Raw genomic sequence first — 21,391 nt, 5'->3', positions numbered from 1 at the left:
GGATTGGCCTGTGGAGATTGATCAACATTATCGCGCGCTCGGCGTCGACACGCTATCCCAACGCTTGGGAGGGGTTGAAGCGGTGGCGAGTCGAGTGGGCGGAGAACCCACTAGCTGGGACATTCGCGAGGTGGGTGACGGCAACCTCAACCTAGTGTTTATCGTCTCCGGTGACGTAGGCAGTGTCGTGGTTAAGCAGGCGCTTCCCTATGTACGCATGGTGGGCGAAAGCTGGCCGCTACCGATTTATCGCGCCCACTTTGAATATTATGCGCTGGTTCGCCAAGCCAAGCGTGCGCCCGGCATTGCCCCCGAGGTGTACTACTTCGACAAACCCCAGGCGCTGTTTGTGATGGAGTACCTTCACCCGCACACGATTTTGCGCCGCAAGTTAATCAACGGTGAGCGAGTTGCCCAGCTTGGCGAAACCATCGGCCAATTCTGCGCACGCACGGCATTTCGTGGCTCGGAGCTTTCGCTGAGCAGCCCGGAGAAAAAAGCGGACGTAGGATTGTTCTCAGGCAATGTGGCGATTCCCGCCATCACCGAGTCGCTGGTGTTTACCGACCCCTATTACGGCGCCGAAATGAACCACCACACCCCGGAACTTTCACCGGTGGTGGACGAGCTGCGCCGCAATGCGCGTCTGAAAGCCAAGGTGCAGCGGTTGTTGATGAAGTTCACCTCGAACACCGAAACCATGCTGCACGGTGATCTGCACTCTGGCTCGATTATGGCCACGGATACTGACGTGCGGGTCATTGACCCTGAGTTCTCCCAATACGGTCCGATGGCCTTTGACTTGGGCATGGCGGTGGCCAACTTCCTAATGGCTTATTTCAGCCAGCCCGCTCATCGCCTAGAAGATGAGCTTGAGGCTTATCAGGCGTGGATATTGGAGGCGATCGAAGCCTGCTTTACCCGTTTTGATGCCGAATTCCGCCACCTGTGGCAAACCGAGCGCACCGGTATTCTGTTTCCTAAGTCTCTATTTGAAGAGCAGGGCAATAGCGCTGATGACGCCTGCGATGCGTTGCTTGAAGAGATACGCCTGGATGCGCTGGCCTACTGCGGCATCGAAATGCACCGCCGTGTTTTATCACTGGCCCACAACGCCGACTTTGAAGAGATTAAAGACACCGCGCTACGCGCCAAGCTTGAAGCGCGCAATGTGCTGATGGGACAAACGCTGATCATGGAGCCGGAAGCCTACTGTGACCTGAATGCGCTGGCGGATTTAGCCAGGGCTTATAACCAGCAAGAAGTGCTGTAAGCGGTTTACAGGAGAGTTAGAACGAGCAGGCAGGGCCGGAACAAGCCGTAGCGGGGGTCTTTCGCCATGGATGGCGAAAGTAGCGCCCAGGGATGGGTTTACAGCGCCCCCGCGTAGGTTTGTTCCGGCCCTGCCTAGGCTTACAGCAGAACTATTTAAAGCTGATCCAAACGATCGAACTTCCCGGCGATATCGCTTTCAGTCCAGTGGGGTACCCAGCCTTCCACGTTGTCGAAGAAACGTAACGCGGTGAATTCCGGTGCCGGGCCCATATCGAACCAGTGGGGCGTATTGGCAGGCACGCTGATTAGGTCATTGCGAGAACACAGGACCTGATACACCTTGTCATCGATGTGCAGGCAGAACAGCCCCTGGCCTTTAACGAAGAAACGCACTTCATCTTCGTGGTGGCGATGCTCGTTTAAGAACTTCTGCCGCATGGCGTCCTTCTCAGGGTGCGTGGGCACCATATGCAGCACATCCACGGTTTGATAGCCGCCCTTAGCTTTGACCCGGTCAATATCTTCCTGGTAAAGCGCCAAGATATCTTCCTGGGTGGCATCGTCAGCAATCTCGCCCGGCGCTGCCCAGCGCTCAAACAGCACGCCCACCTTGTTGAGCTCAGTGGTCATCTGTTCGCCGTCAGTGGTGTCGATCAGGGCATCGTTCGGGTTTTGATCAGCAAATACTTTTAGTTGCGACATCAACAACTCTCCTTAAAAGTGACAGGCGATGAACGTTACAGAACGATCTCATCGAAGCGGGTGACGCATGCATGATGGGTACCAGCCTGAGTACCTTCACGTACCAGTTGCAGCGTTTGCATGCCCGCCTGCTTGGCGGCGTCCAGCTCTTCGACCACATCCGATAAGAACAGCACCGCATCCGCAGGCAGGTCAAGCTCGGCAACAATACGCTGATAAGCAGTCGCCTCGCGCTTATGACCAATATGGGTATCGAAGTATCCGCTAAACAGCGGGGTTAAATCGCCCTCATCGCTGTAGCCGAATAGCAGTTTTTGGGCCTGTACGGAGCCTGACGAATAAACGTAAAGGGCTTTGCCTGCCTCTTTCCACTGGTGCAATGCAGGTGCTACATCGCTATATAGGTGACCTTTAAAATCGCCACGCTGGTAGCCGTCGGCCCATACCATGCCCTGAAGTGCTTTCAGCGGGGTGACTTTTTGGTCGGTTTCGATCCAGTGCAGCAACTCAGCAATGACAGCTTCCAGCGTGGCATCAGGGTCACCCATTTCGCTGCGCACGGCGTCGATCTGCTCGGCGACGGCTGGGATTTCTGCGTTAGCGCGTAGAAACTCAGGTAACTTATTGTGGGCGTAGGGAAACAGCACCTTATGGACGAAGTTAATATCCGAGGTGGTGCCTTCAATATCGGTCACAATGGCGCGAACAGTTGGATTACTCATTTAAGGCTACTCATTAAAGACTGCTCATTTAAGACCAGCGACTCTCTTCAAGAACACAGGCTAGTAAAAACTCAATCGCTTCCAAGTGGCGTCGGCAGCTGGCAATGCTATCACCCACGGCATAAATGCCGTGCCCTGCGACCAAAAAGCCCCAAGGCATTGGCCAGCCGAGGCGCACATGCTCGGCTAGCTCTTCCATATCCTGGGAGTTGGGCACGACGGGCAAATGGATGGAGGCATCGTGAGTAACGTTACCCTGTAGCGCTTTTTGCATCTCGAAACCGCTTAGCTCGACACCCTCTGGAAAGCGCCGCGACAGCACCGTGCTGGCCACGGTGTGAGTGTGGAGTACGCAGTTAATCGAAGCGTCTAAGCGATAGAGCGCGGCATGCAGATCGCTCTCCGCGCTCGGCTTACCATCACCTGATAGCACCTTGCCATCCAGGTCACACAGCAATAGGTCATCAGCCTGAATATGGGTTTTATCCCGGCCAGAGGCGGTCACAAGATAGCCCGCCTCGGTGCGGGCGGAAAAGTTGCCGCCGGTAGCAGGCGTCCAGCCTTGCTGCGCCGCCCATGAAATGGCGGCCAGCAGTTCAGTTTGTAGTGTCATCATAAGGTCTGCGTCGCCTCTTCTATTGGCAGCCATTCTATATGATAAGCTTCGCGGCTGATAAGCCGTGTAGCTGTTCCGATCAAGTGCTCAAGGAGTCCATCGATGCCTCAACTTCAGTCACGCAGTTTGCGGATCTATGCCGACCACCTTGAGTATTTGGATCAAACCCAACTGCCCCAGGCGGAGCAGTGGGTGCGCTGTGACTCGCCAGAAGAGTGGCAGGTAGCGGTAAAAAGCTTAGCGATTCGCGGTGCGCCGCTGATTGGTTTGAGCGCCGCCTTTGTGCTGGCCCAATACGCCGCTCGCCATCCACAAAGTGATTGGCAGTTGGTAAGTGATCGCTTACGCGCCACACGCCCCACCGCAGTTAACTTAATGTACTGCCTGGATGCCATGGAAGCCTGCTTTGAGCAAGGCGCAAGCGCCTTGGCCGAGCGCGCTGCTGCGCTGTTTTCAGAAGACCGTGCGCTGTGCCAACAAATGGCCGAACGGGGCGCTGACTTGCTGGAAATGGGTGATCGTGTGCTCACCCACTGCAACACCGGGGCGCTGGCCACCGCAGGAGTGGGCACCGCGATTGGCGCGCTGGCAGTGGCCAAACAGCGCGGCGTAGAACTTCATGTGTATGTGGATGAAACCCGCCCGCTGCTGCAAGGTGGCCGCTTAACCGCCTGGGAAATGGCTGATCTAGGCATTCCCTACCAGTTAATTACCGACAGTATGGCCGCGAGCCTGATGGCGTTAGGCAAGGTGGATAAAGTAATGGTGGGCGCTGACCGTATCTGCGCCAACGGCGATTTCGCCAATAAAGTGGGTACTTATATGCTGGCGGTGATAGCTCACTACCATCAGGTGCCGTTCTATGTGGTGGCCCCTTACACCACAGTAGATCCTGCCTGCGCCACCGGCGCGGACATTCCTATTGAACAGCGTGATCCCGCTGAGGTGCGCGGCGCCGCAGGCGCGTTTGGTGAGGTCGTGTGGGCGCCCAACGATGCCCCGGTATGGAACCCGGCGTTTGATGTCACCCCCGCCAAGCTCGTCACTGCCTGGGTGTTGGATACCGGCGTATTTGATGCCGCTGCGATCGCACGCGGTGAGCACTGTCAGAGACGGAGCGAAAAATAGGGGCGAAAGTTAATTGTTAGCCCAATAGCGTGAGCTCGTAGACATGGCGGATACGCTGACCATCCCAGTCATACCCGAGATGACGCCCTTGCCTTGTCGCAGAGAGCACGGGAGGTCGTAGCACAGCAGCACACTCTCCCTCCGGGTCCCTAACGCTTGGGTAAACGATGCCAGTCGTTTGCTCCTCCCAGGCTTGTCTACCTAAGGTTTGCCCGGCTGCCCAGCTATCCGTCGTGAGAAGCGTTTGGGCAGCATCCTGCCCACGTAAATCAAGTAGTTGGCCTGTTAAATCCGACAGATAAACACGTTGCTGAAGCATCATGGGCGGTTCGTTTGATTCCCCCATAAAGCGTTCTGCGTGGTAAACGGTTTCGGCAATGGCGGTGGCTTCGGTGAGTGCGCAGTAGTAGGCACCAAAAGTGCCATCGCTAAAACGCGAACCGGTAGCGGGGAAGTGGCAGAAGGCAGCCATGATTGGCGTCCAGCCGGGGCCGTAGCGGCGGTCGTCATCGCGGACTAGATGGATGGCTCCCGCTTCCTCACGAAGCCTTGCGGAGGTTTCACCCTCCAACTCATTAAGTAAGCCCCAGTCATCAGCGTTGCTATTGACGCCTTCGAATAAATCAATCGGTGGGAAACGCGAGGGGATAACGCGGTAACTGGGCCGCCACGTGACATTGCTCAGCGGGAATGTCATGCATGGCCTCCACCACGCGCTGCATCTAAATGCTGGCGAACAACGTAGAGGTCTGAGACTTGCCCATTTAACAGACGCTCCATTGGCGAGTGACCGGCGAAAAGAGGGTTGCTGTTGGATCTCTGCAACCAACTGTTGGCCGCTTCTTTGTTGGGCAACAGTATATGCAGTGCTTTGTAGATGCCGAGAATCAACGACATCCGTTCTAGATGATTAGCATCCAGGCGGGCATTCTCTGGTGCCTGCTTCCAACGCCGATAGGTGGAATCAGGTACTCCCAATAGAAGAGCGGCTTCACTCTCTTTTAACCCCCAGCTGTGTGAAATGCTGGGGTAGGTGCGCATCGCTGCGGCCCCCATTTCGCGCCGCTTGTCGGCTGTTTTGTGCTGAATAGCCATCTATTTCCCTCCTCACTTATGGTTATATTACGCCAAGTGAGCGATTTTTGAAAATAGCGACCATTTGAGCTTTTTGAGGGCGCGCCGGTTCAGCTGTTTTGCTCGGTTTCCTGATGCGCCAGAATAACGTCCAGAAAGCCCACGCCGTAATCTGCCAACTTGCGCGCGCCGATGCCTGAAATCGCGCCCAGGGCTTCCATGCTCTGGGGTTTCTGTTCGACCAGTTCGGCCAGGGTGGCGTCGTGGAAGATCACGTAGGCAGGCACGCCCTGCGCCTCGGCAAGTTCCTTGCGGTGCTGGCGAAGGGCTTCCCATAGCGCGCCATGGCCCAGAGTGGCTGAGGCGCCTTTGCTTCCCCGTCGGGCAGGGTTTGCTTTGCTTGGCTTGCGCAGGGTGAGGTTCTGCTCGCCTCGCAGCACCGGCTTGGCATTGGCGGTGAGCTTGATGGCGCCGTGACCTTCCATATCCACGCTTAAAAAGCCGCTGGCAATCAACTGACGAAAGAGCGCTTTCCATTCGCTGCCCGTAAGGTCTTGACCAATACCGAAGGTACTTAGCTGGTCATGTCCAAAGCGGGTGATACGTTCGTTGCGCTTGCCCAGCAGGACATCCACGAGATAGGTCACCCCGAAACGCTGCTCGGTGCGGTAGACGCACGACAGCGCTTTTTGTGCGGCTACGGTGGCCTCCCAGGTCTCGGGTGGGGTGAGGCAGTTGTCGCAATTGCCGCAAGGGTCGTCCAGGTGATCGCCAAAGTAGTGCAAAAGCGCCTGGCGTCGGCAGCTGATGATTTCACACAGCCCCAGCATGGCATCTAGCTTTTGCTGCTCGATACGCTTTTGCTGGTCGGCGGCGCTGGAGCCCTGCTGCATCTGGCGCAGCGTGATCACGTCCTGGAGTCCGTAGGCCATCCAGGCATCGGCGGGCAAGCCGTCACGCCCGGCGCGACCGGTCTCTTGGTAATAGGCTTCGATGCTTTTGGGCAGATTAAGGTGAGCGACAAAGCGCACGTCCGGCTTGTCGATGCCCATGCCAAAGGCGATGGTGGCCACGACGACCACGCCATCTTCACGCAGAAAACGGGTCTGGTGGTGCTGGCGCTGCTCGGGGGGAAGCCCTGCGTGGTAGGGCAGGGCGGTCAGCCCCTGACGCTCCAGCCAGGCGGCGGTTTCCTCCACCTTGCGCCGGGAAAGGCAGTAGACGATACCCGCCTCGCCGTCGTGGTGCTCACGGATAAAACGCAGCAGCTGCTCCTTGGCGTTACCCTGGTTTTCAGCGATATGGTAGCGAATGTTGGGCCGGTCAAAGCCGCTGTTGTAAAGCGCCGCCTCCTGGAGCTGCAGATGCTCCATGATGTCGTGCCGGGTGGGCACATCGGCAGTGGCAGTGAGGGCGATGCGCGGCACCTGGGGGAAACGCTGATGCAGATGGGAAAGCTGGCGATACTCCGGACGAAAATCGTGACCCCACTGGGAGACGCAGTGGGCCTCATCAATAGCGAACAGCGCAATCTGATTCTGCTCCAAAAGCATCTGCATACGCGGCGTGGCCAGCCGCTCGGGGGCGATATATAAAAGGTCCAGATCGCCCGCCCGCAGGCGATTCTCTACCTCGACCACCTCGTGATAGTCGAGGCTGGAATTGAGGTAAGCCGCCCTGACCCCGTTCTGTTCAAGGGCCGCTACCTGATCCTGCATCAGCGCAATCAGCGGCGAGACCACAATCGCGGTGCCTTCGCGCAGCAGCGCAGGGATCTGATAGCACAGCGATTTGCCTCCACCGGTAGGCATCAGCACCAGCGCATCGCCTCCGGCGATCACATGCTCAATGATAGCCTGCTGCGCGCCGCGAAAGCTGTCGTAGCCAAATACTTCCTGCAGTACCTTGAGGGCTGCCGGGTGAGGGTCGCCATGCATCAATGCTCTCCTTCTCGCGTGCTTGAGGGAGAATTGTCGCACGAAAACTCACGGGGTTTTGCTTAGCGAATCCCGGCGCGCAGGAAAGACTGCACAAACTGGCGTTGGAAGAGTAAGAAAGCCACCAGCAAAGGGGCGATGCTCAGCAGCGTTGCGGCACTCACCGTTGCCCAGTTGACGCCGGTTTCCGGAGCGGAGAAAACGCCTAGCCCGACCGTTAGCGGTCGGCTCTCTACCGAGTTAGTGACTACCAGCGGCCACAGGAAGTTATTCCAGTGGTGGCTGATTGAAACCAGCCCATAAGCGAGATAAGTCGGCTTGGCCAGCGGTACGTAGACCTTCCATAAGATCTCCAGCCAGTTGCAGCCTTCAATCCGGGCGGCGTCTTCCAGCTCCCGGGGAATGGTTTTAAACGTCTGGCGCAGCAGAAAAATACCAAAAGCGCTGGCGACGTAGGGCAGGCCTATGCCGGTAATGGTGTTGATCAGCCCCAGCTCACTGGCAATACGATAATTCTCGACGATCAGCACTTCGGGAAATACGAATAGCTGAATCAGCACCAGCATAAACAGCACATTTTTGCCGGGAATTGGAAAGCGCGCAAAGGCAAACGCCGCCAGAGTACAAACCACAAACTGGGCAAATACAACGCCAGTGACGAGGGCAAAGGTATTCAGGTAGTAGCGCCCGAAAGGTGCCTGAGCCCAGGCATTGGTGAAGTTCTCCAGCGTGAGCGGGGCGAAAATCTCGAAGTTCACCATAAATTCGCTGGGGTGAAAGGCGGCCCAAAAGGCATAGAGCAACGGAAAAATCCAAATAACCGCCAGCAGCCACGCGGCCACCGTTTCCAGCGCTGGAATTGAGAAAAAACGGGAGCGGGGCGCATAGGATGTGGTCGTGTTCATTGGTAGTGCGTCCTGCGATCTAAAATCGTGAACTTAAGCGTGGCGACGACCGCGAGGACCAGCAGAATAACCACCGTGATGGTGGCGGCGGTGGTGCGGTCAAAAAACGAAAACGCGTTCTCATAGACGTAATAGAGCAGCAGGTTCGTTGCGTTGTTGGGCCCGCCCTTGGTCAAAATAAACAGGTGATCGACGACTCTTACCGCATTGATCAAGGCATTAATCAGCACAAACAGCGTGGTGGGCATCAGCAGTGGGAAGGTCACCCGCCAGAAGAAGCTCCAGCGGCTGGTGCCCTCAAGGTCAGACGCCTCTTTGAGTTCAGGCGCAATACCCTGCAGCGCGGCGAGGTAGAAAATCATAAAGAAGCCGGCCTCTTTCCACACCGACATCACGATCACTGATCCCAACGCCACACTTGGGTCGCCGAGCCAATTCACGCCCGAAAAACCTAACGCGCCGAGCAGCTTATTGAATAGGCCAATCTGCGGCGCGTAGAAAAACATCCAAATATTGGCAGCAGCGATCATGGGCAGGATGGTCGGGGTAAAGTAGGCCATGCGAACAACGCCGCGTCCGCGCAGTTTTCCGTTAACAAATAGCGCCATGCACAATGCCAGCGCGATAGAAGTCGGAATCGTACCGACGGCGTAGATTAAGTTGTTGCGAGCTACTTTCCAAAACGTCGGGTCATCGAAAAGCACCTGATAATTTTCAAGCCCCACGAACTCGGTGGGTGCACCGCGAAAGCCAGGTAAAAACAGACTGTTGATCACCGTCGCGATGGTGGGCAGGTAAGCGAAGGTGGCCAGCAGTATGGCGGCGGGCAGCAGCAGAAGCGCACCGTAGAGCTGCATTTTGCGGTGGTTGGTGAAGGACATGGTTAAGTACCGCAAGTGGGAAAAGCCGGGGCATGCCCCGGCAAATAGAGATAAATATGACGATTAGCGAGCGTAGCGGCGCAGCACGCCATCGGCTTCTTGCTGCGCTTGACTAAGCGCTTCTTCCGGTGACATCTGGCCAGTTAACGCGGCTTGTACGGCGTTATCCAAAGCACGACGCACGCGGCCACCCTGATACGTGGAAAGCTCAGCTGTGCCATGTTCAAGCTGGTCGCGGGCTACGGCTGCGGGAGCGAACTCTTCCACATAGCTTTTCAGTGCATCGGTTTCATAAGCGGCGGGGCTAACGCCCATATAGCCGGTTTCAATTGACCAGGCCGCGGCGCGCTCGGGATCGGTCATCCAGCGGATAAAGGTCATCGCTGCGCGTTGCTCTTCTTCGCTGGCATCTTCAAAAATGTAGAAGTTGCCGCCGCCGGTGGGGCTGCCGCGCTGGGTTTTCATTGGCAGCATAGCAACGCCAAAGTCAAAATCAGCTTCGCTACGTACGGCCGTTAGGTTGCCTGTGGTGTGCCACATCATCGCCGTAGATTGCTCGATAAAGTTTTGGCGCAGCGTGCCCCATTCGATGGTGCCATCGGGCATGGCATCGTGCTCGGTGGCTAGCGACACCCAGTATTCCAGCGCTTCAACGGCGGCGGGGTCGTCAAAGTAGACCTCAGTACCATCTTCGCTCATCAAACGATGGCCATTCTGAAACGCGAAGGCCTGGAACATCCAGTAGGGGTAGCCCGTGGAAGGCACCATCACGCCCCACTGCTCGCCATTGGAGGCTTCCCGAACGGTGGCGGCCATTTCGGCCATCTCTTCCCAGTTCTCAGGGGGCGTTTCGGGGTCTAGGCCTGCCGCTTCAAAGGCGTCTTTGTTCCAGAACAGCACGATGGTGGAGCGCTGGAAGGGAATGCCGTAGGTTTTGCCATCCAGCTGGCCGTTTTCCATCAAGCCAGGGTAAAAGCTATCCAGCCAGTCACGCTCTTCATCGGTTTCGACCAGATCATCGAAGGCCACAATGGCGTTCTGCTCAATCAGCTCATAAAGGTCGATTGAAAAAAGAACTGACAGTTGCGGCGTATCGCCAGCCTCGATGGCGGACATAGCCCGTACGCGAGTGTCGTCGTAGTTGCCGGCGTAAATCGCTTCCAGGTTGATATCCGGGTGTTCGCTTTCGAACTCCTCTACCAGATTATCCACCACGTTGGTGAGCGCACCGCCCACCGACACTGGGTAGTACATGGTGAGATCGACGCTATCAGCGTTGACCTGGGCGGCATTCAACAAGCCCGCTGCCAGGGCCGTCATCGCAAAAGGGATCCGCGAACGCATAAGAGACTCCACAAGTGTCAGGACTGAATCAAGGTTGAAAAGCGATCAGTGTTGGAAAGAGCCCACCGCCGGTGGACGAGGAATGCTGCGGATTGGCGGAGCGAAATCGCTTGGTGGCATATCATCGCGCCGTAGGCCGTTAGCATCGAAAAGGTGTATGTTCTTGGACGCCCAATAGAGGCTGCATGGCTGGCCGCTCAATAGCGGTTTGCCGCTTAATCGAACGCGCAGGGTATGCGAGCCCACCTCAACATAGGCGATGGTATCTGCCCCCAAGTACTCTTCACTGACTACCTTGGCGGGTACGCCTGGCGACGCCGCTGGCCGTAGCTCAATATCTTCTGGGCGCACGCCCAAGTGTCCACCGGCGGCCTCCATTGGCGCCACCGGCGTGCTTGGCTCACCTTCAATGACGGCGCCAGTCTCACCAGCCACCAACGGCAGCAGATTCATCGCTGGACTACCAATAAAGCTGGCGGCAAAGGCGCTGGCGGGGCGGTTATAAAGTTCGTCGGGCGTACCGTCCTGCACGATTTTGCCGTGCTGCATCAGAATGACGCGATCACCCATACTCATGGCCTCAACTTGATCGTGGGTGACGTAAATCACCGTCATATTTAGGCGACTTTGCAACGCTTTGATTTCTCTGCGCATATCGCTTCGCAGCCGCGCATCCAGATTGGAGAGCGGCTCATCCATTAAGCAAATGGGGTGTTCGGAGATAATTGAGCGTGCCAGCGCCACTCGTTGTCGCTGGCCACCAGAGAGCTGGGCAGGTTTGCGGGCCAGGTAATCGGTGAGATCGACCAGCTCGGCAACCTTGGCGAGCCGTTCGCGCTGTTCGGCTTTGGGTACTTTACGACTGCGCAGGCCAAACACGATGTTGTCGGCAACACTTAAATGCGGGAACAGTGCATAGGACTGAAACACCATGCTCAGCCCACGGTCACCGGGTGGCAGGCGTGTCACATCACGCTCTCCAATATAGATATGCCCGCCGCTGGCCTCTTCCAAGCCTGCGATCATACGCAGCGTGGTAGATTTGCCGCAGCCCGAAGGGCCTAGCAGAATGACAAATTGCCCAGGCGTGACGTCGAAGGAGATATCATCGACGGCAGCAGTCGCGTCCCAACGTTTGGTGACGCGTTCCAGGCGGATACGCGATTGGTTTGACATAGCACACACATCACCGGCTGTTGGTTGTTATTGGTTCAGCTTGTGTTGAAGGTGTTGCCGTTGTATGACACTTACATGGATCGTTTATGACAGCCGCTGTGTCAAGCAGAAAATCATTTGGCAACTTTAATGCCATAGCGCTGAAGCCTACGCACCACGCTGGACTGACTGATGCCCAGCCGCTCGGCGATGGCATAGGTACTGAGGTGAGTGGTGCACAGCGCCTCAAGCGTTTCCCGCTCTAAACGGGCCATATACTGCTTAAGTGTTTCATGAGGTTCCAGCGCAGGTATCGACGTTGCTGGTGACGAGCTCGGCAGGCTTGCATGGTGTTGTTCGGTATATGGTTGAGCGGCAGGCACCTCAATCTGATCCGTGGGGCTGGAAAGCCACGCCCGTTCCAGCCAGTTCTCCAGCTCACGCACGTTGCCCAGCCATTCGCTGCCCATCAGGGTCGACCAAACGCGGGTGTCGAGAATTTTCTGCCGCCCATAGCGCTGGTTGAGCCGGTTTAAACACGCTTCGACAAGGTCTGGGATATCTTCCCGGCGGTCGCGAAGGGGCGGCAGGGTGACCGGGATCACATTGAGACGGTAGTAAAGGTCTAACCGAAACTGCCCAGCCTCAACCTGTTTAGCCAAGTCTTGGTTAGTGGCCACGACCAAACGAAAATTGACTTTGCGAGAGCGGGTGTCACCCAGCCGAGTCAGGCTGCCATCCTGAATGACCTTTAACAGTTTGGTTTGCATTAGCAGCGGCAGTTCGCCTATTTCATCCAAAAACAGCGTTCCGCCCTCGGCCTGCTCCAGTAGTCCCGCCTTACCTTGCCGCGCCGCGCCGCTAAAAGCGCCGGGCTGATAGCCAAACATCTCGGACTCAAACAAATTCTCAGGAATGGCCGCGCAGTTAACGTCAATAAACGGCCCGTCACAGCGCTGGCTCCAGCGATGCAGCTGTTTGGCAAAGGCGGTTTTACCCACACCCGATTCACCCAACATCAAAACATTGGCATCTGAAGGGGCGACCCGCTTGAGCAGTAGCGCAATTTCACGCATGACGCTGCTGCGCACCTGCAGGTTATCCAGGGCGTCATCCAGCGCCTGCTCCTCCGCATCCGGGGCGGCTTGGCTGCGCTTTAAGTGTTCGCTAAAGCGTTTTTGTAGCAGCGCGTATTCGTCCTGCAATAGCTGCAAGTCGGTTAAATCCCGCGAGCGGCTGATAATACGCTCTAGCTTGCCATTGACGAATACAGGGTAGGCTTCGGCGATAACCCGGCGGCCTGTTCCGGTGACCTGCATTAACTGAGCCGGCCTTCGGGTACGCATTACTTCCATGGTGATCGACGGCTTCAGTACACCGGCAGCCTGCAACTGCTGAACACTACTGGAAAGTAGTTCTTCTCGTGATACCCCGTAAACCGCTTCGGCTCCAGGACTAATATCCAACACTTGCCCCTCGCCACTGACGATAAAGAAGTGATCGTTAGCGGTCTCCACTATGGTTTGCAGGACGCGTTGGTCTATTTCACTCACTGCCATCGACTCCCTTCAAACAATTCATTATTGAATCTTTGATTCAATAATGAATTGATTAAGCGTCAAATTGATTCATTTTTGCATCATTTGGCTGGTAATCCCACCGCTTTATAGGGATCTACGACTTGGCATGATCTGTGCAACGCCTATAGGAGATAGCTAATGCTGAAAGTCAGGAAAGTTGCATAGGCTAAATCGTCACAACAAATCCAAGGAGATGTGTATGTCGGAGTTCAACCAGCCGCTGGGCGGCAACACCATGCCGCGCTTTGCAGGCCCCGCCACCATGATGCGCCTGCCTACCCAAGACACCGCTGAAGGTTTAGATGCGGCGTTTATCGGCATTCCCATGGATATCGGTACCTCGAACCGCCCCGGTACGCGCCTCGGGCCGCGCCAGATCCGCGATGAGTCGCGCATGCTGCGCCCCTACAATATGGCAACCCGCGCCGCGCCGTTTGAAAGCCTCCAGGTAGCCGATATCGGCGACGTACCGATTAATACGTTCCACCTGCCGAAAAGCGTCGACATCATCACGGCCTTTTACGACGACGTGTTAAAGCATGACTGCATTCCGCTGACCCTGGGCGGCGAGCACACGTTGACGCTGCCAATTCTACGCGCCATGGCCAAAAAGCATGGCCCGGTGGGATTGATTCATATCGATGCCCATGCCGATGTAAACGAGCATATGTTCGGCGAGCCAATTGCCCACGGCACGCCATTTCGTCGTGCTCAGGAAGAGGGCTTGTTGGCCCACGGTAAGGTCGTGCAAATCGGCCTGCGTGGTACGGGTTACGCCGCTGAGGATTTCGACTGGTGCCGCGATCAAGGTTTCCGCGTTGTTCCCGCCGAGGAGTGTTGGTACCGCTCGCTAGCGCCGTTGATGCAGGAAGTGCGCGAACAGATGGGCGATATCCCTGTATACATCAGTTTCGATATTGATGGTTTGGATCCCTCCGTTGCTCCCGGCACCGGCACGGTCGAGATGGGGGGCCTAACGTCTGCTCAGGGGTTGGAAATTGTCCGTGGCGCCTTGGGCCTGAACATTGTCGGCTGTGATCTGGTGGAGGTATCCCCGCCTTATGACCCCAGCGGCAACACCGCACTGATGGGCGCCACGCTGCTGTATGAAATGCTCTGCGTCCTGCCGGGCGTGAAGCGCGGCGATTAAGCCACTGTTAAGACAGTTTTGATTTAAAAAGCGCCGATCTAACAAGGCGCTAATAAAAGACATATGGCAGGAAGGTCTGCTTCCTGCCACGACGCCGCTAGCCCACCTCTAATAATCACTTCCAATAGGTGAACCCTATGTCGAATAGTAACGTTAAGACCGCAACGCCGACCTCGTCGGGGCCGATCCCCCAGGCGCATTTACTGAAGTTTATAGTGCCTTCTTTAATTGGGGTTTTGCTGTTCCTCGTCCCTTTTCAATTTGGCGATACCATCAATATTGGTATGGGCCTTATGGCGGAGGGGTTGCAAACGCTATTAGGCTCAGCGCTGCCAGCTATCGCGGTAGTCGTGCTTTGTCTGTCAGTGGTAGTCACTGTTTATGCCAAGCTAGCTAACCCTGGCTGGGCCAAAAAAGGCATGTTGCACGAGATGTTCCATGTTGGGCCGCTGTGGTTGGCAATGCGTGCTTTAGGCGCTCTGTTTGCGGTGATGACCTATTTCCAGTTTGGGCCTGAATTCGTTACTGCCTCCTTTACCGGTGGCGTCATGCTCAATGATCTTGCGCCGGTGCTCTTAACCTTCTTCTTCTTTGCCGCGCTGTTGCTACCGTTTCTGGTCGAGTTTGGCTTTATGGAGTTTATCGGCAGCATGGTACGCAAGCCGTTCCGGATAATTTTTAACTTGCCGGGACGCAGCGCCATTGATGCCACTGCCTCATGGATGGGGTCGGGTACCGTGGGTGTGCTCATTACCACGCAGCAGTATGAGCAGGGCTATTACAATGGCCGCGAAGCCTCCGTCATTGCTACCAACTTCTCTGTGGTATCTATTGCCTTTGCGCTGTTAGTGACGAGCTTCGTCGATATTAACCATCTGTTTGTGCAGTTTTACACGACGGTCGTAGTGGCAGGGTTAATCGCTGCGGTCATTGTGCCGCGCATCCCACCGCTATCGCGCAAGTCCAATGATTACTATGAGCCGGTCGGCTGTCAGTTAAACGAAGAACGTACCGAAAAGGTCGGCCTGTTCCGCTATAGCTTGATTCAAGCCACCAATCGCGCCGCTGGCGCTCCCGGCCCTCGCGAGCTAGCACGTTTGGCGCTGCTCAACGTGATGGATATTTTCCTAGGTTTACTACCATTGGTGTTTGCCATTGGCACGGTGGCGCTCATTCTGGCGGAGTTTACCCCGCTGTTTACGTGGCTCTCTTACCCGATGGTACCGGTGCTGGAACTGCTGCGTATTCCAGAGGCAGAAGCGGCAGCGCCCGCAACGCTGGTTGGCTTTGCCGATATGTTCCTACCAGCGGTATTAGCGACCAATATTGAAAGCGAGCTCACTCGCTTTGTGATCGCCTGTCTCTCCCTGACCCAGCTGATTTACATGTCTGAAATAGGCGCGCTGCTGCTCAAGTCGAAAATCCCCATCAAACTCTGGGAGCTGGTGGCCATCTTTCTACTGCGTACCGCGATTACGCTGCCGATCATCGCCTTTATGGCCCACACGTTTTTCTTCTAAGGGGACTGTAATGAGCGTTGAAGAAGCACGTAAACAACCCGCCATGACCTGTGCAGAGCTACTCATTCGGCTGCTGCGGGAGACTTACGGGGTGAGCGCCCTGTTCGGCATCCCCGGCGTGCATACGATAGAGCTTTATCGTGGTCTGGAAGGCAGCGATGTGCAGCATATAACCCCGCGCCATGAGCAGGGCGCCGGGTTTATGGCCGACGGCTATGCCCGCGCAAGCGGGAAGCCTGGCGTGTGCCTGATTATCACCGGCCCAGGCATGACCAACATTGCCACCGCCATGGGCCAAGCCCTGGCGGACTCCATTCCCATGCTGGTGATCTCCAGCGTGAATCGCCGCGATACTTTGGGCTTAGGCCAAGGGCGGCTGCACGAACTGCCCAGTCAACAGCAGATGATCAGCGGCGTGGCGCGGTTTAGCCACACGCTGCTGGATGCCAATACACTGCCTGAAGTACTGGCCCGCGCCTTTGCCGTTTTCAACGGCGCGCGCCCAGGCCCGGTGCATATTGAAATCCCTATCGATCTGTTCAATGCACCGGTACACATACCGGCTAGCTGGCAAGCGCCAACGCTATACCGCGCGGCACCTGACCCAGAAGGCTTGGCCGAGGCTGCACGCTTACTAAAAGCAGCGAAGCAGCCCCTGGTGCTATTGGGCGGCGGCTGCGTTTCAGCGCCGGAAGCAGCGCGAGCATTGGTAGAAAAACTCGATGCCCCGACGGTAACGACGATTAATGCCAAAGGGCTGCTAGGCCGCGACCACCCGCTGGATTTGGGCGCCAATGCCGCACTGCCCGCGGTTCGTGAACTAGCCGCCAACGCCGATGTGATTCTGGCGATAGGTACCGAGTTGGGTGAGACCGATTATGACGTCGTTTTTGATGACGGCTTTCACCTCAACGGGACGCTGATTCGTATCGATCTTGATCCTGAGCAGTTGGTGCGTAACCAGCGTACTACGCTGGGTTTGGTGGGTGATGCCGGGCGTAGCTTGGAGCTTCTGCTAACGCATTTCTCGGCGCCGCTGAAGCGCCAGGGTGGTGAACGAACCGCCGCTGCGCTGAACGCGCTGGGTTTGGCAGACGATCCCGCGTTTAGCGATTTTATCCCGCTCTATGCCACGCTTGCCGAGCATCTGCCTGAGGCTATTCTGGTAGGCGATTCCACCGCGCCGGTGTACGCCGGAAACCACCTTGTTAGCCAGCCTGCACCACGTCGCTACTTCAATGCCTCGACCGGTTACGGCACCTTGGGTTACGGGTTACCCGCGGCATTGGGAGCACAGCTGGCCCAGCCTGATTTGCCAGTGGTGGCGCTGGTGGGAGACGGTGGGGTGATGTTCACGCTGTCGGAAATCGCCACTGCCGTCGAAGCCCGCCTGCCAGTCGTCATCGTTTTGTGGCACAACGCCGGTTACGAAGAGATCCGGCGCTATATGGATGCCAACGGCGTCGCGCGCTTAGGGGTGGATATTCAGGCGCCTAACTTTCTCACCTTGGCCGAAGGCTTTGGTTGCCCCGGCATGCTGGTAGAGAGCCCTGCCGAACTTGCCAACGCGCTCGATAACCGCGAGCCCAACGGGCCGCTGCTGATCGAAATTGACGCCGCTGCCTGGCAGCGTGCGTGCGCATTTTCTGAATAGGATTCCATCATGCAGTTACTCAACCAGCAGTTCATCAACAACCAGTGGGTGCCCTCAAACGGCACGCGCCTGCTCGATGTAATGAACCCTTACCGTGAAGAGCGTATTGCCCAAGTAACTGCCGGGGATGCTGCCGATGTCGATGCGGCGGTACAAGCCGCCCAGCAGGCGCAGCCTGAGTGGCAGGCATTGGGTGGCGCCGCACGTGCAAAGTATTTGGAAGGCTTCGCCGATGCACTGGAAGCCCGCCGTGATTCGATTACCACCCTGTCGGCGACCAACAATGGCAAGCCGTTAGCGGAGGCGGAGATCGATCTAGAGGATGCCATTGCCTGCTACCGCTACTACGCCAAGCAGGCTAAAGCGTTGGATGCCCGTCAGGGTGAGTTAGTGAGTGTTGAAATGGAGGGTGTTGAAGCGCGCACCTATCACGACCCCGTGGGCGTGGTGGGGCTGATTGCGCCGTGGAATTTCCCCCTCGTCACCAGTGCCTGGAAGCTGGCACCCGCTTTGGCCGCTGGCTGTACCGCTGTGCTCAAACCCTCCGAAGTGACACCGCTCCCTGAGTTAGTGCTGGCAGAAATCGCTCTAGAGATTGGCCTGCCCGGGGGTGTGCTCAACTTGCTCAATGGTGACGGCGAGGGCATCGGTGCACCGCTCACCCACCATTCTGGTGTGGATAAAATCTCCTTTACCGGCAGTAATCGCGTGGGCGAAGCGGTCATGCAGGCAGCCAGCGCCCGCACCGCAAGCGTATCGCTGGAGCTAGGCGGCAAATCCCCCATTGTGGTGATGGAAGACGCCGACCCAGCCCAAGCCGCTGACTGGGTGATGGCGGGCATTTACTTCAATGCCGGACAAATCTGCTCAGCAACTTCGCGGCTATTAGTACACGAAGACGTCGCGGAAGCTCTCTATACCGCGCTTGGAGAGCGAATGGATGCGCTAACGCTAGGCGATCCGCTTGCCGAAGGCACCGACTTAGGCCCGCTGAGCAGTGCCAAACAGCGCGACGCCGTGCAACGCTATTTGGATCTGGCCGAACAGGAAAAACTGACAGTCGTGCGCGATGCGACGCACCGCACGCTGCCGACCCAGGGCTACTTCCTGGCGCCCACGCTTTACCGGGACGTGCCGCTCGAGAGCCGCCTGTGGAAAGAGGAGATTTTCGGCCCGGTGCTCTGCGCCCGCAGCGTGACAAGCGAAGCCGAGGCCATTCAGCTCGCCAACGACAGCAGCTTTGGCCTGGCAGCGACGGTCATCAGCGGCGACCCTGAGCGGGCAAAACGCATCGGCCGCCAGCTCAAGGCTGGCAGCATCTGGTACAACAGCGAGCAGTTGGTGCTACCCGAAACCGCCTGGGGCGGCTTCAAGCGCAGCGGCATTGGCCGTGAATTGGGCCCTTGGGGGTTAAGCGCCTATCTAGAAGTAAAGCATGTGATAGGCCCGAAATAGCGCCCGCTTAAGACTAGCGCTCAGGCATCGCATAACGCCGGGTCGATTTCCCGGCTTTGACCACCTGCCCCGGCACATCGTGGCCGATAAGGTCGGGGAGGGTGACGGCGATTTCCAACAGTGCATCCAGATCGACGCCGGTATCGACGCCCATGGATTCGAACATATGCACCAGATCCTCGGTGCATACGTTGCCCGTCGCACCTGGAGCAAAGGGGCAGCCGCCCAGCCCGCCTAATGAGGCATCGAAGCGGCTGATGCCCGCCTGCCAAGCCGCCAATGCATTGGCTAAGCCCATTCCGCGGGTGTTGTGGAAGTGCAGCGTGAACGGCGTTTGAGCCCAGCGATCAAGCACGGCTTTGCATAGCCGTTTGACTTGGGCAGGGTTGGCCATGCCGGTGGTGTCGCAGAGCGTGACGCCCTGAATGCCAAGGCCAATCAGCTTTTCAACCAGTTCCAGCACCCGCGCTTCAGGGACGTCGCCCTCAAAAGGGCAGCCAAAGGTCGTGGAAAGCGAGGCGTTGATAAACACACCGCTGCCTTCAGTGACGTCCAGAATGGCCGCAAACTGTTCAAGGGATTGTTCCGGCGTCATGCGCAGGTTGGCCAGCCCGTGGCTATTGCTGGCGGACATCACCAGATTGATCTCATCCACCTGGCAGGCGAGCGCCCGCTCGGTGCCTTTTACGTTGGGCACTAGCACGGTGATATCGACGCCTTTCCGGCGCTGAATGCCGGTCACCACTTCAGCGGCATCGCGCAGGTTGGGGATCGCTTTAGGCGATGTGAACGACGTTGCTTCAATACGCCGTAGGCCAGTGGTAGAGAGCGCATCGATCCAGCGGATCTTCTCTTCGGTGGGTACAAAGCGTGCTTCAATCTGCAGGCCGTCCCGGGGAGCGACTTCGTTGATCTCGATTTTGGTGGGGCAAGGTGTTACCAACTTCATAAAAACACTCCCTAAATAATGCCCGCTTGGCGCAGCTTGGCGCGGGTTTCGTGATCGATGCCCAGCTCATCCAATACGTCATCGGTATGCTGGCCAAGCTTGGGGCCGCCTTCGCCTATTCGCCCGGGGGTAGCGCTAAGCTTGGGCAGTACGCCGGGCACTTTTAGCGGTTTGCCGTTGGGGCGAGTGAAGGTTTGAATCATCTCCCGCGCCAAATAATGGGGGTCAAAGGCGATATCTTCGGCCGTGTAGGGGTAGCCTGCGGGCACGCGGGCGTCATCCAGAGCTTGTAGAATGGCATCGCGCGGGCGCTCTTCCGTCCACGTTTGAATCGCGGCATCAATCATTTCGGCTTGCTGGCTTCGCCCATCATTATGGGCCAGGGCCGGGTCGTTGGCGAGATCGTCACGGCCAATTACGCCCATCAAGCGCTTGAAGATACTGTCGCCATTACCGGCAATCAGTACGTAATCACCGTCTTGGCAGCGGTAGGCGTTGGATGGGGTAATACCGGGCAGGGCGCTGCCGCTGGGTTGGCGAATCTGACCGCTGGCATCGAACTCCGGCAGCAGGCTCTCCATCATCGCAAACACCGATTCATACAGCGCGACGTCGATCTCTTGACCCAGGCCACTGCGGTTGCGCTCCTGAAGTGCCAGTAGGGTACCAATCACGGCGTAGAGCGCGGAAAGCGAATCACCAATACTCACGCCAACGCGCACCGAAGGTTCGCCCGGCTGGCCTGTGAGGTAACGCAGCCCACCCATGGCTTCGCCAATCACGCCAAAGCCGGGCTTATCGCGGTAAGGTCCGGTTTGCCCATAGCCGGAAATATGCACCATGATCAGCCGTGGATTAAGTTTGGAGAGTGCTTCCCAGCCCAGCCCCCAGTTGTCTAATGTACCGGGGCGGAAGTTTTCCACCACCACATCAGCTTCGGCGGCGAGCTGGCGCACCAGCTTTTGGCCCTCTTCACTGCGCAAGTCCAGCGCCACCGAGCGCTTGTTGCGGGTCTGGACGTGCCACCAGAGCGAGGTGCCATCCTCTATCATTCGCCATTTGCGAAGTGGGTCGCCGGTGCCTGGCGGTTCGATTTTGATCACATCGGCACCGAATTCCCCCAGCAGTTTGGTGGCGAAAGGCCCTGCAATCAGTTGGCCAAGCTCAAGCACTTTTAAGCCCTTTAGCGGAAGCTGGCGGGCTTCGGTAGCGTTCATCTAGGCTTTCCTCTATTTGTCGTTATCGTCATTGATGTTCAGCATGCGTGAGCCACTACAGGCCGACAATTAGGCAATCGGTAACAAAGGGTTCGTGGTTAGCGAAGGGGTGCGTTAGCATAATGCG

General features: G+C 57.1%; 19 protein-coding genes. 6 read left to right on the top strand and 13 right to left on the bottom strand.

Annotation, left to right across the window (positions count from 1 at the left end):
- The first annotated feature begins 10 nt into the window (after window positions 1-10).
- Window positions 11-1,273 carry an S-methyl-5-thioribose kinase gene (gene mtnK / locus ACWI0H_RS18465; RefSeq protein WP_485874183.1) on the top strand — a complete coding sequence of 421 codons (1,263 nt, stop codon included), beginning with the start codon at window positions 11-13 and terminating at the stop codon, window positions 1,271-1,273.
- Window positions 1,274-1,428: 155 nt separating this feature from the next.
- On the opposite strand, the gene ACWI0H_RS18460 is transcribed toward mtnK, so the two are convergent.
- Genes ACWI0H_RS18460 through mtnB form a run of 3 tightly spaced genes read right to left on the bottom strand, consistent with a single transcriptional unit; the run spans window position 1,429 to window position 3,315 of the window.
- Complete coding sequence (locus tag ACWI0H_RS18460; RefSeq protein WP_336273885.1) at window positions 1,429-1,977, bottom strand: 1,2-dihydroxy-3-keto-5-methylthiopentene dioxygenase; 549 nt, start codon at window positions 1,975-1,977, stop codon at window positions 1,429-1,431.
- A gap of 35 nt (window positions 1,978-2,012) precedes the next feature.
- Window positions 2,013-2,699 carry an acireductone synthase gene (gene mtnC / locus ACWI0H_RS18455; RefSeq protein ID WP_485874182.1) on the bottom strand — a complete coding sequence of 229 codons (687 nt, stop codon included), beginning with the start codon at window positions 2,697-2,699 and terminating at the stop codon, window positions 2,013-2,015.
- A gap of 28 nt (window positions 2,700-2,727) precedes the next feature.
- Window positions 2,728-3,315 (bottom strand): methylthioribulose 1-phosphate dehydratase, encoded by a 588-nt coding sequence (mtnB, locus tag ACWI0H_RS18450; RefSeq protein ID WP_281662122.1) that lies wholly within the window; start codon window positions 3,313-3,315, stop codon window positions 2,728-2,730.
- A gap of 102 nt (window positions 3,316-3,417) precedes the next feature.
- Here mtnB and mtnA point away from each other — a divergent pair, with 102 nt between their 5' ends.
- Window positions 3,418-4,443 carry an S-methyl-5-thioribose-1-phosphate isomerase gene (mtnA, locus tag ACWI0H_RS18445; RefSeq protein ID WP_485874181.1) on the top strand — a complete coding sequence of 342 codons (1,026 nt, stop codon included), beginning with the start codon at window positions 3,418-3,420 and terminating at the stop codon, window positions 4,441-4,443.
- 16 nt (window positions 4,444-4,459) lie between these two features.
- Here mtnA and ACWI0H_RS18440 read toward each other — a convergent pair whose 3' ends face one another.
- The 8 genes from ACWI0H_RS18440 to ACWI0H_RS18405 form a co-directional block, all read right to left on the bottom strand.
- Window positions 4,460-5,140 (bottom strand): RES family NAD+ phosphorylase, encoded by a 681-nt coding sequence (locus ACWI0H_RS18440; RefSeq protein ID WP_008959390.1) that lies wholly within the window; start codon window positions 5,138-5,140, stop codon window positions 4,460-4,462.
- Window positions 5,137-5,538, bottom strand: a complete 402-nt coding sequence (locus ACWI0H_RS18435; protein WP_008959391.1) for an MbcA/ParS/Xre antitoxin family protein — start codon at window positions 5,536-5,538, stop codon at window positions 5,137-5,139. Before ACWI0H_RS18435 ends, ACWI0H_RS18440 begins: the two co-directional genes overlap by 4 nt.
- An 89-nt stretch (window positions 5,539-5,627) precedes the next feature.
- The gene (recQ, locus tag ACWI0H_RS18430) at window positions 5,628-7,454 is read right to left on the bottom strand and encodes a DNA helicase RecQ (protein WP_485874180.1); all 1,827 of its coding nucleotides are present in this window, start codon (window positions 7,452-7,454) and stop codon (window positions 5,628-5,630) included.
- Between the two features lie 62 nt (window positions 7,455-7,516).
- Window positions 7,517-8,359: a carbohydrate ABC transporter permease gene (locus ACWI0H_RS18425; protein ID WP_485874179.1), complete on the bottom strand. Its 843-nt coding sequence runs from the start codon at window positions 8,357-8,359 to the stop codon at window positions 7,517-7,519.
- Window positions 8,356-9,240, bottom strand: a complete 885-nt coding sequence (locus ACWI0H_RS18420) for a carbohydrate ABC transporter permease (RefSeq protein ID WP_008959394.1) — start codon at window positions 9,238-9,240, stop codon at window positions 8,356-8,358. Before ACWI0H_RS18420 ends, ACWI0H_RS18425 begins: the two co-directional genes overlap by 4 nt.
- 63 nt (window positions 9,241-9,303) lie before the next feature.
- On the bottom strand, window positions 9,304-10,584 hold the full coding sequence (locus ACWI0H_RS18415) for an ABC transporter substrate-binding protein (protein WP_101148078.1): 1,281 nt from the start codon (window positions 10,582-10,584) through the stop codon (window positions 9,304-9,306).
- 45 nt (window positions 10,585-10,629) lie between these two features.
- Window positions 10,630-11,760, bottom strand: a complete 1,131-nt coding sequence (locus ACWI0H_RS18410; protein ID WP_008959396.1) for an ABC transporter ATP-binding protein — start codon at window positions 11,758-11,760, stop codon at window positions 10,630-10,632.
- Between the two features lie 113 nt (window positions 11,761-11,873).
- Window positions 11,874-13,298: a sigma-54 interaction domain-containing protein gene (locus ACWI0H_RS18405; RefSeq protein ID WP_485874178.1), complete on the bottom strand. Its 1,425-nt coding sequence runs from the start codon at window positions 13,296-13,298 to the stop codon at window positions 11,874-11,876.
- A gap of 220 nt (window positions 13,299-13,518) precedes the next feature.
- On the opposite strand from ACWI0H_RS18405, the gene speB reads away from it, so the two are divergent.
- From speB to ACWI0H_RS18385, 4 genes are all read left to right on the top strand, one after another.
- Window positions 13,519-14,469, top strand: a complete 951-nt coding sequence (gene speB, locus ACWI0H_RS18400) for an agmatinase (protein WP_485874177.1) — start codon at window positions 13,519-13,521, stop codon at window positions 14,467-14,469.
- Between the two features lie 137 nt (window positions 14,470-14,606).
- Complete coding sequence (locus tag ACWI0H_RS18395; protein ID WP_485874176.1) at window positions 14,607-15,989, top strand: YjiH family protein; 1,383 nt, start codon at window positions 14,607-14,609, stop codon at window positions 15,987-15,989.
- A 10-nt stretch (window positions 15,990-15,999) separates the two neighbouring features.
- The gene (locus ACWI0H_RS18390) at window positions 16,000-17,643 is read left to right on the top strand and encodes a 5-guanidino-2-oxopentanoate decarboxylase (RefSeq protein WP_485874175.1); all 1,644 of its coding nucleotides are present in this window, start codon (window positions 16,000-16,002) and stop codon (window positions 17,641-17,643) included.
- A gap of 9 nt (window positions 17,644-17,652) precedes the next feature.
- Window positions 17,653-19,098 (top strand): aldehyde dehydrogenase family protein, encoded by a 1,446-nt coding sequence (locus ACWI0H_RS18385; protein WP_485874174.1) that lies wholly within the window; start codon window positions 17,653-17,655, stop codon window positions 19,096-19,098.
- A gap of 13 nt (window positions 19,099-19,111) precedes the next feature.
- Here ACWI0H_RS18385 and ACWI0H_RS18380 read toward each other — a convergent pair whose 3' ends face one another.
- Complete coding sequence (locus ACWI0H_RS18380) at window positions 19,112-20,047, bottom strand: hydroxymethylglutaryl-CoA lyase (protein ID WP_176304011.1); 936 nt, start codon at window positions 20,045-20,047, stop codon at window positions 19,112-19,114.
- A gap of 11 nt (window positions 20,048-20,058) precedes the next feature.
- Entirely contained in the window at window positions 20,059-21,264 is a 1,206-nt protein-coding gene (locus ACWI0H_RS18375; protein ID WP_485874173.1) for a CaiB/BaiF CoA transferase family protein, read from the bottom strand.
- Window positions 21,265-21,391 lie beyond the last annotated feature (127 nt).

This window comes from Halomonas sp. NYA30, assembly GCF_976980765.1.
Note: the sequence above shows the minus strand (reverse complement) of the source record. Positions and strands in the feature narration are given on the sequence as shown.

Coding starts and splice junctions, on each gene's coding strand:
- ACWI0H_RS18415 (WP_101148078.1), bottom strand. CDS start 10,584: ATGCGTTCGCGGATCCCTTTTGCGATGACGGCCCTGGCAGCGGGCTTG.
- mtnA (WP_485874181.1), top strand. CDS start 3,418: ATGCCTCAACTTCAGTCACGCAGTTTGCGGATCTATGCCGACCACCTT.
- ACWI0H_RS18425 (WP_485874179.1), bottom strand. CDS start 8,359: ATGAACACGACCACATCCTATGCGCCCCGCTCCCGTTTTTTCTCAATT.
- ACWI0H_RS18420 (WP_008959394.1), bottom strand. CDS start 9,240: ATGTCCTTCACCAACCACCGCAAAATGCAGCTCTACGGTGCGCTTCTG.
- ACWI0H_RS18395 (WP_485874176.1), top strand. CDS start 14,607: ATGTCGAATAGTAACGTTAAGACCGCAACGCCGACCTCGTCGGGGCCG.
- mtnB (WP_281662122.1), bottom strand. CDS start 3,315: ATGATGACACTACAAACTGAACTGCTGGCCGCCATTTCATGGGCGGCG.
- recQ (WP_485874180.1), bottom strand. CDS start 7,454: ATGCATGGCGACCCTCACCCGGCAGCCCTCAAGGTACTGCAGGAAGTA.
- ACWI0H_RS18385 (WP_485874174.1), top strand. CDS start 17,653: ATGCAGTTACTCAACCAGCAGTTCATCAACAACCAGTGGGTGCCCTCA.
- speB (WP_485874177.1), top strand. CDS start 13,519: ATGTCGGAGTTCAACCAGCCGCTGGGCGGCAACACCATGCCGCGCTTT.
- mtnC (WP_485874182.1), bottom strand. CDS start 2,699: ATGAGTAATCCAACTGTTCGCGCCATTGTGACCGATATTGAAGGCACC.
- ACWI0H_RS18380 (WP_176304011.1), bottom strand. CDS start 20,047: ATGAAGTTGGTAACACCTTGCCCCACCAAAATCGAGATCAACGAAGTC.
- ACWI0H_RS18390 (WP_485874175.1), top strand. CDS start 16,000: ATGAGCGTTGAAGAAGCACGTAAACAACCCGCCATGACCTGTGCAGAG.
- ACWI0H_RS18435 (WP_008959391.1), bottom strand. CDS start 5,538: ATGGCTATTCAGCACAAAACAGCCGACAAGCGGCGCGAAATGGGGGCC.
- ACWI0H_RS18405 (WP_485874178.1), bottom strand. CDS start 13,298: ATGGCAGTGAGTGAAATAGACCAACGCGTCCTGCAAACCATAGTGGAG.
- ACWI0H_RS18440 (WP_008959390.1), bottom strand. CDS start 5,140: ATGACATTCCCGCTGAGCAATGTCACGTGGCGGCCCAGTTACCGCGTT.
- ACWI0H_RS18460 (WP_336273885.1), bottom strand. CDS start 1,977: ATGTCGCAACTAAAAGTATTTGCTGATCAAAACCCGAACGATGCCCTG.
- ACWI0H_RS18375 (WP_485874173.1), bottom strand. CDS start 21,264: ATGAACGCTACCGAAGCCCGCCAGCTTCCGCTAAAGGGCTTAAAAGTG.
- ACWI0H_RS18410 (WP_008959396.1), bottom strand. CDS start 11,760: ATGTCAAACCAATCGCGTATCCGCCTGGAACGCGTCACCAAACGTTGG.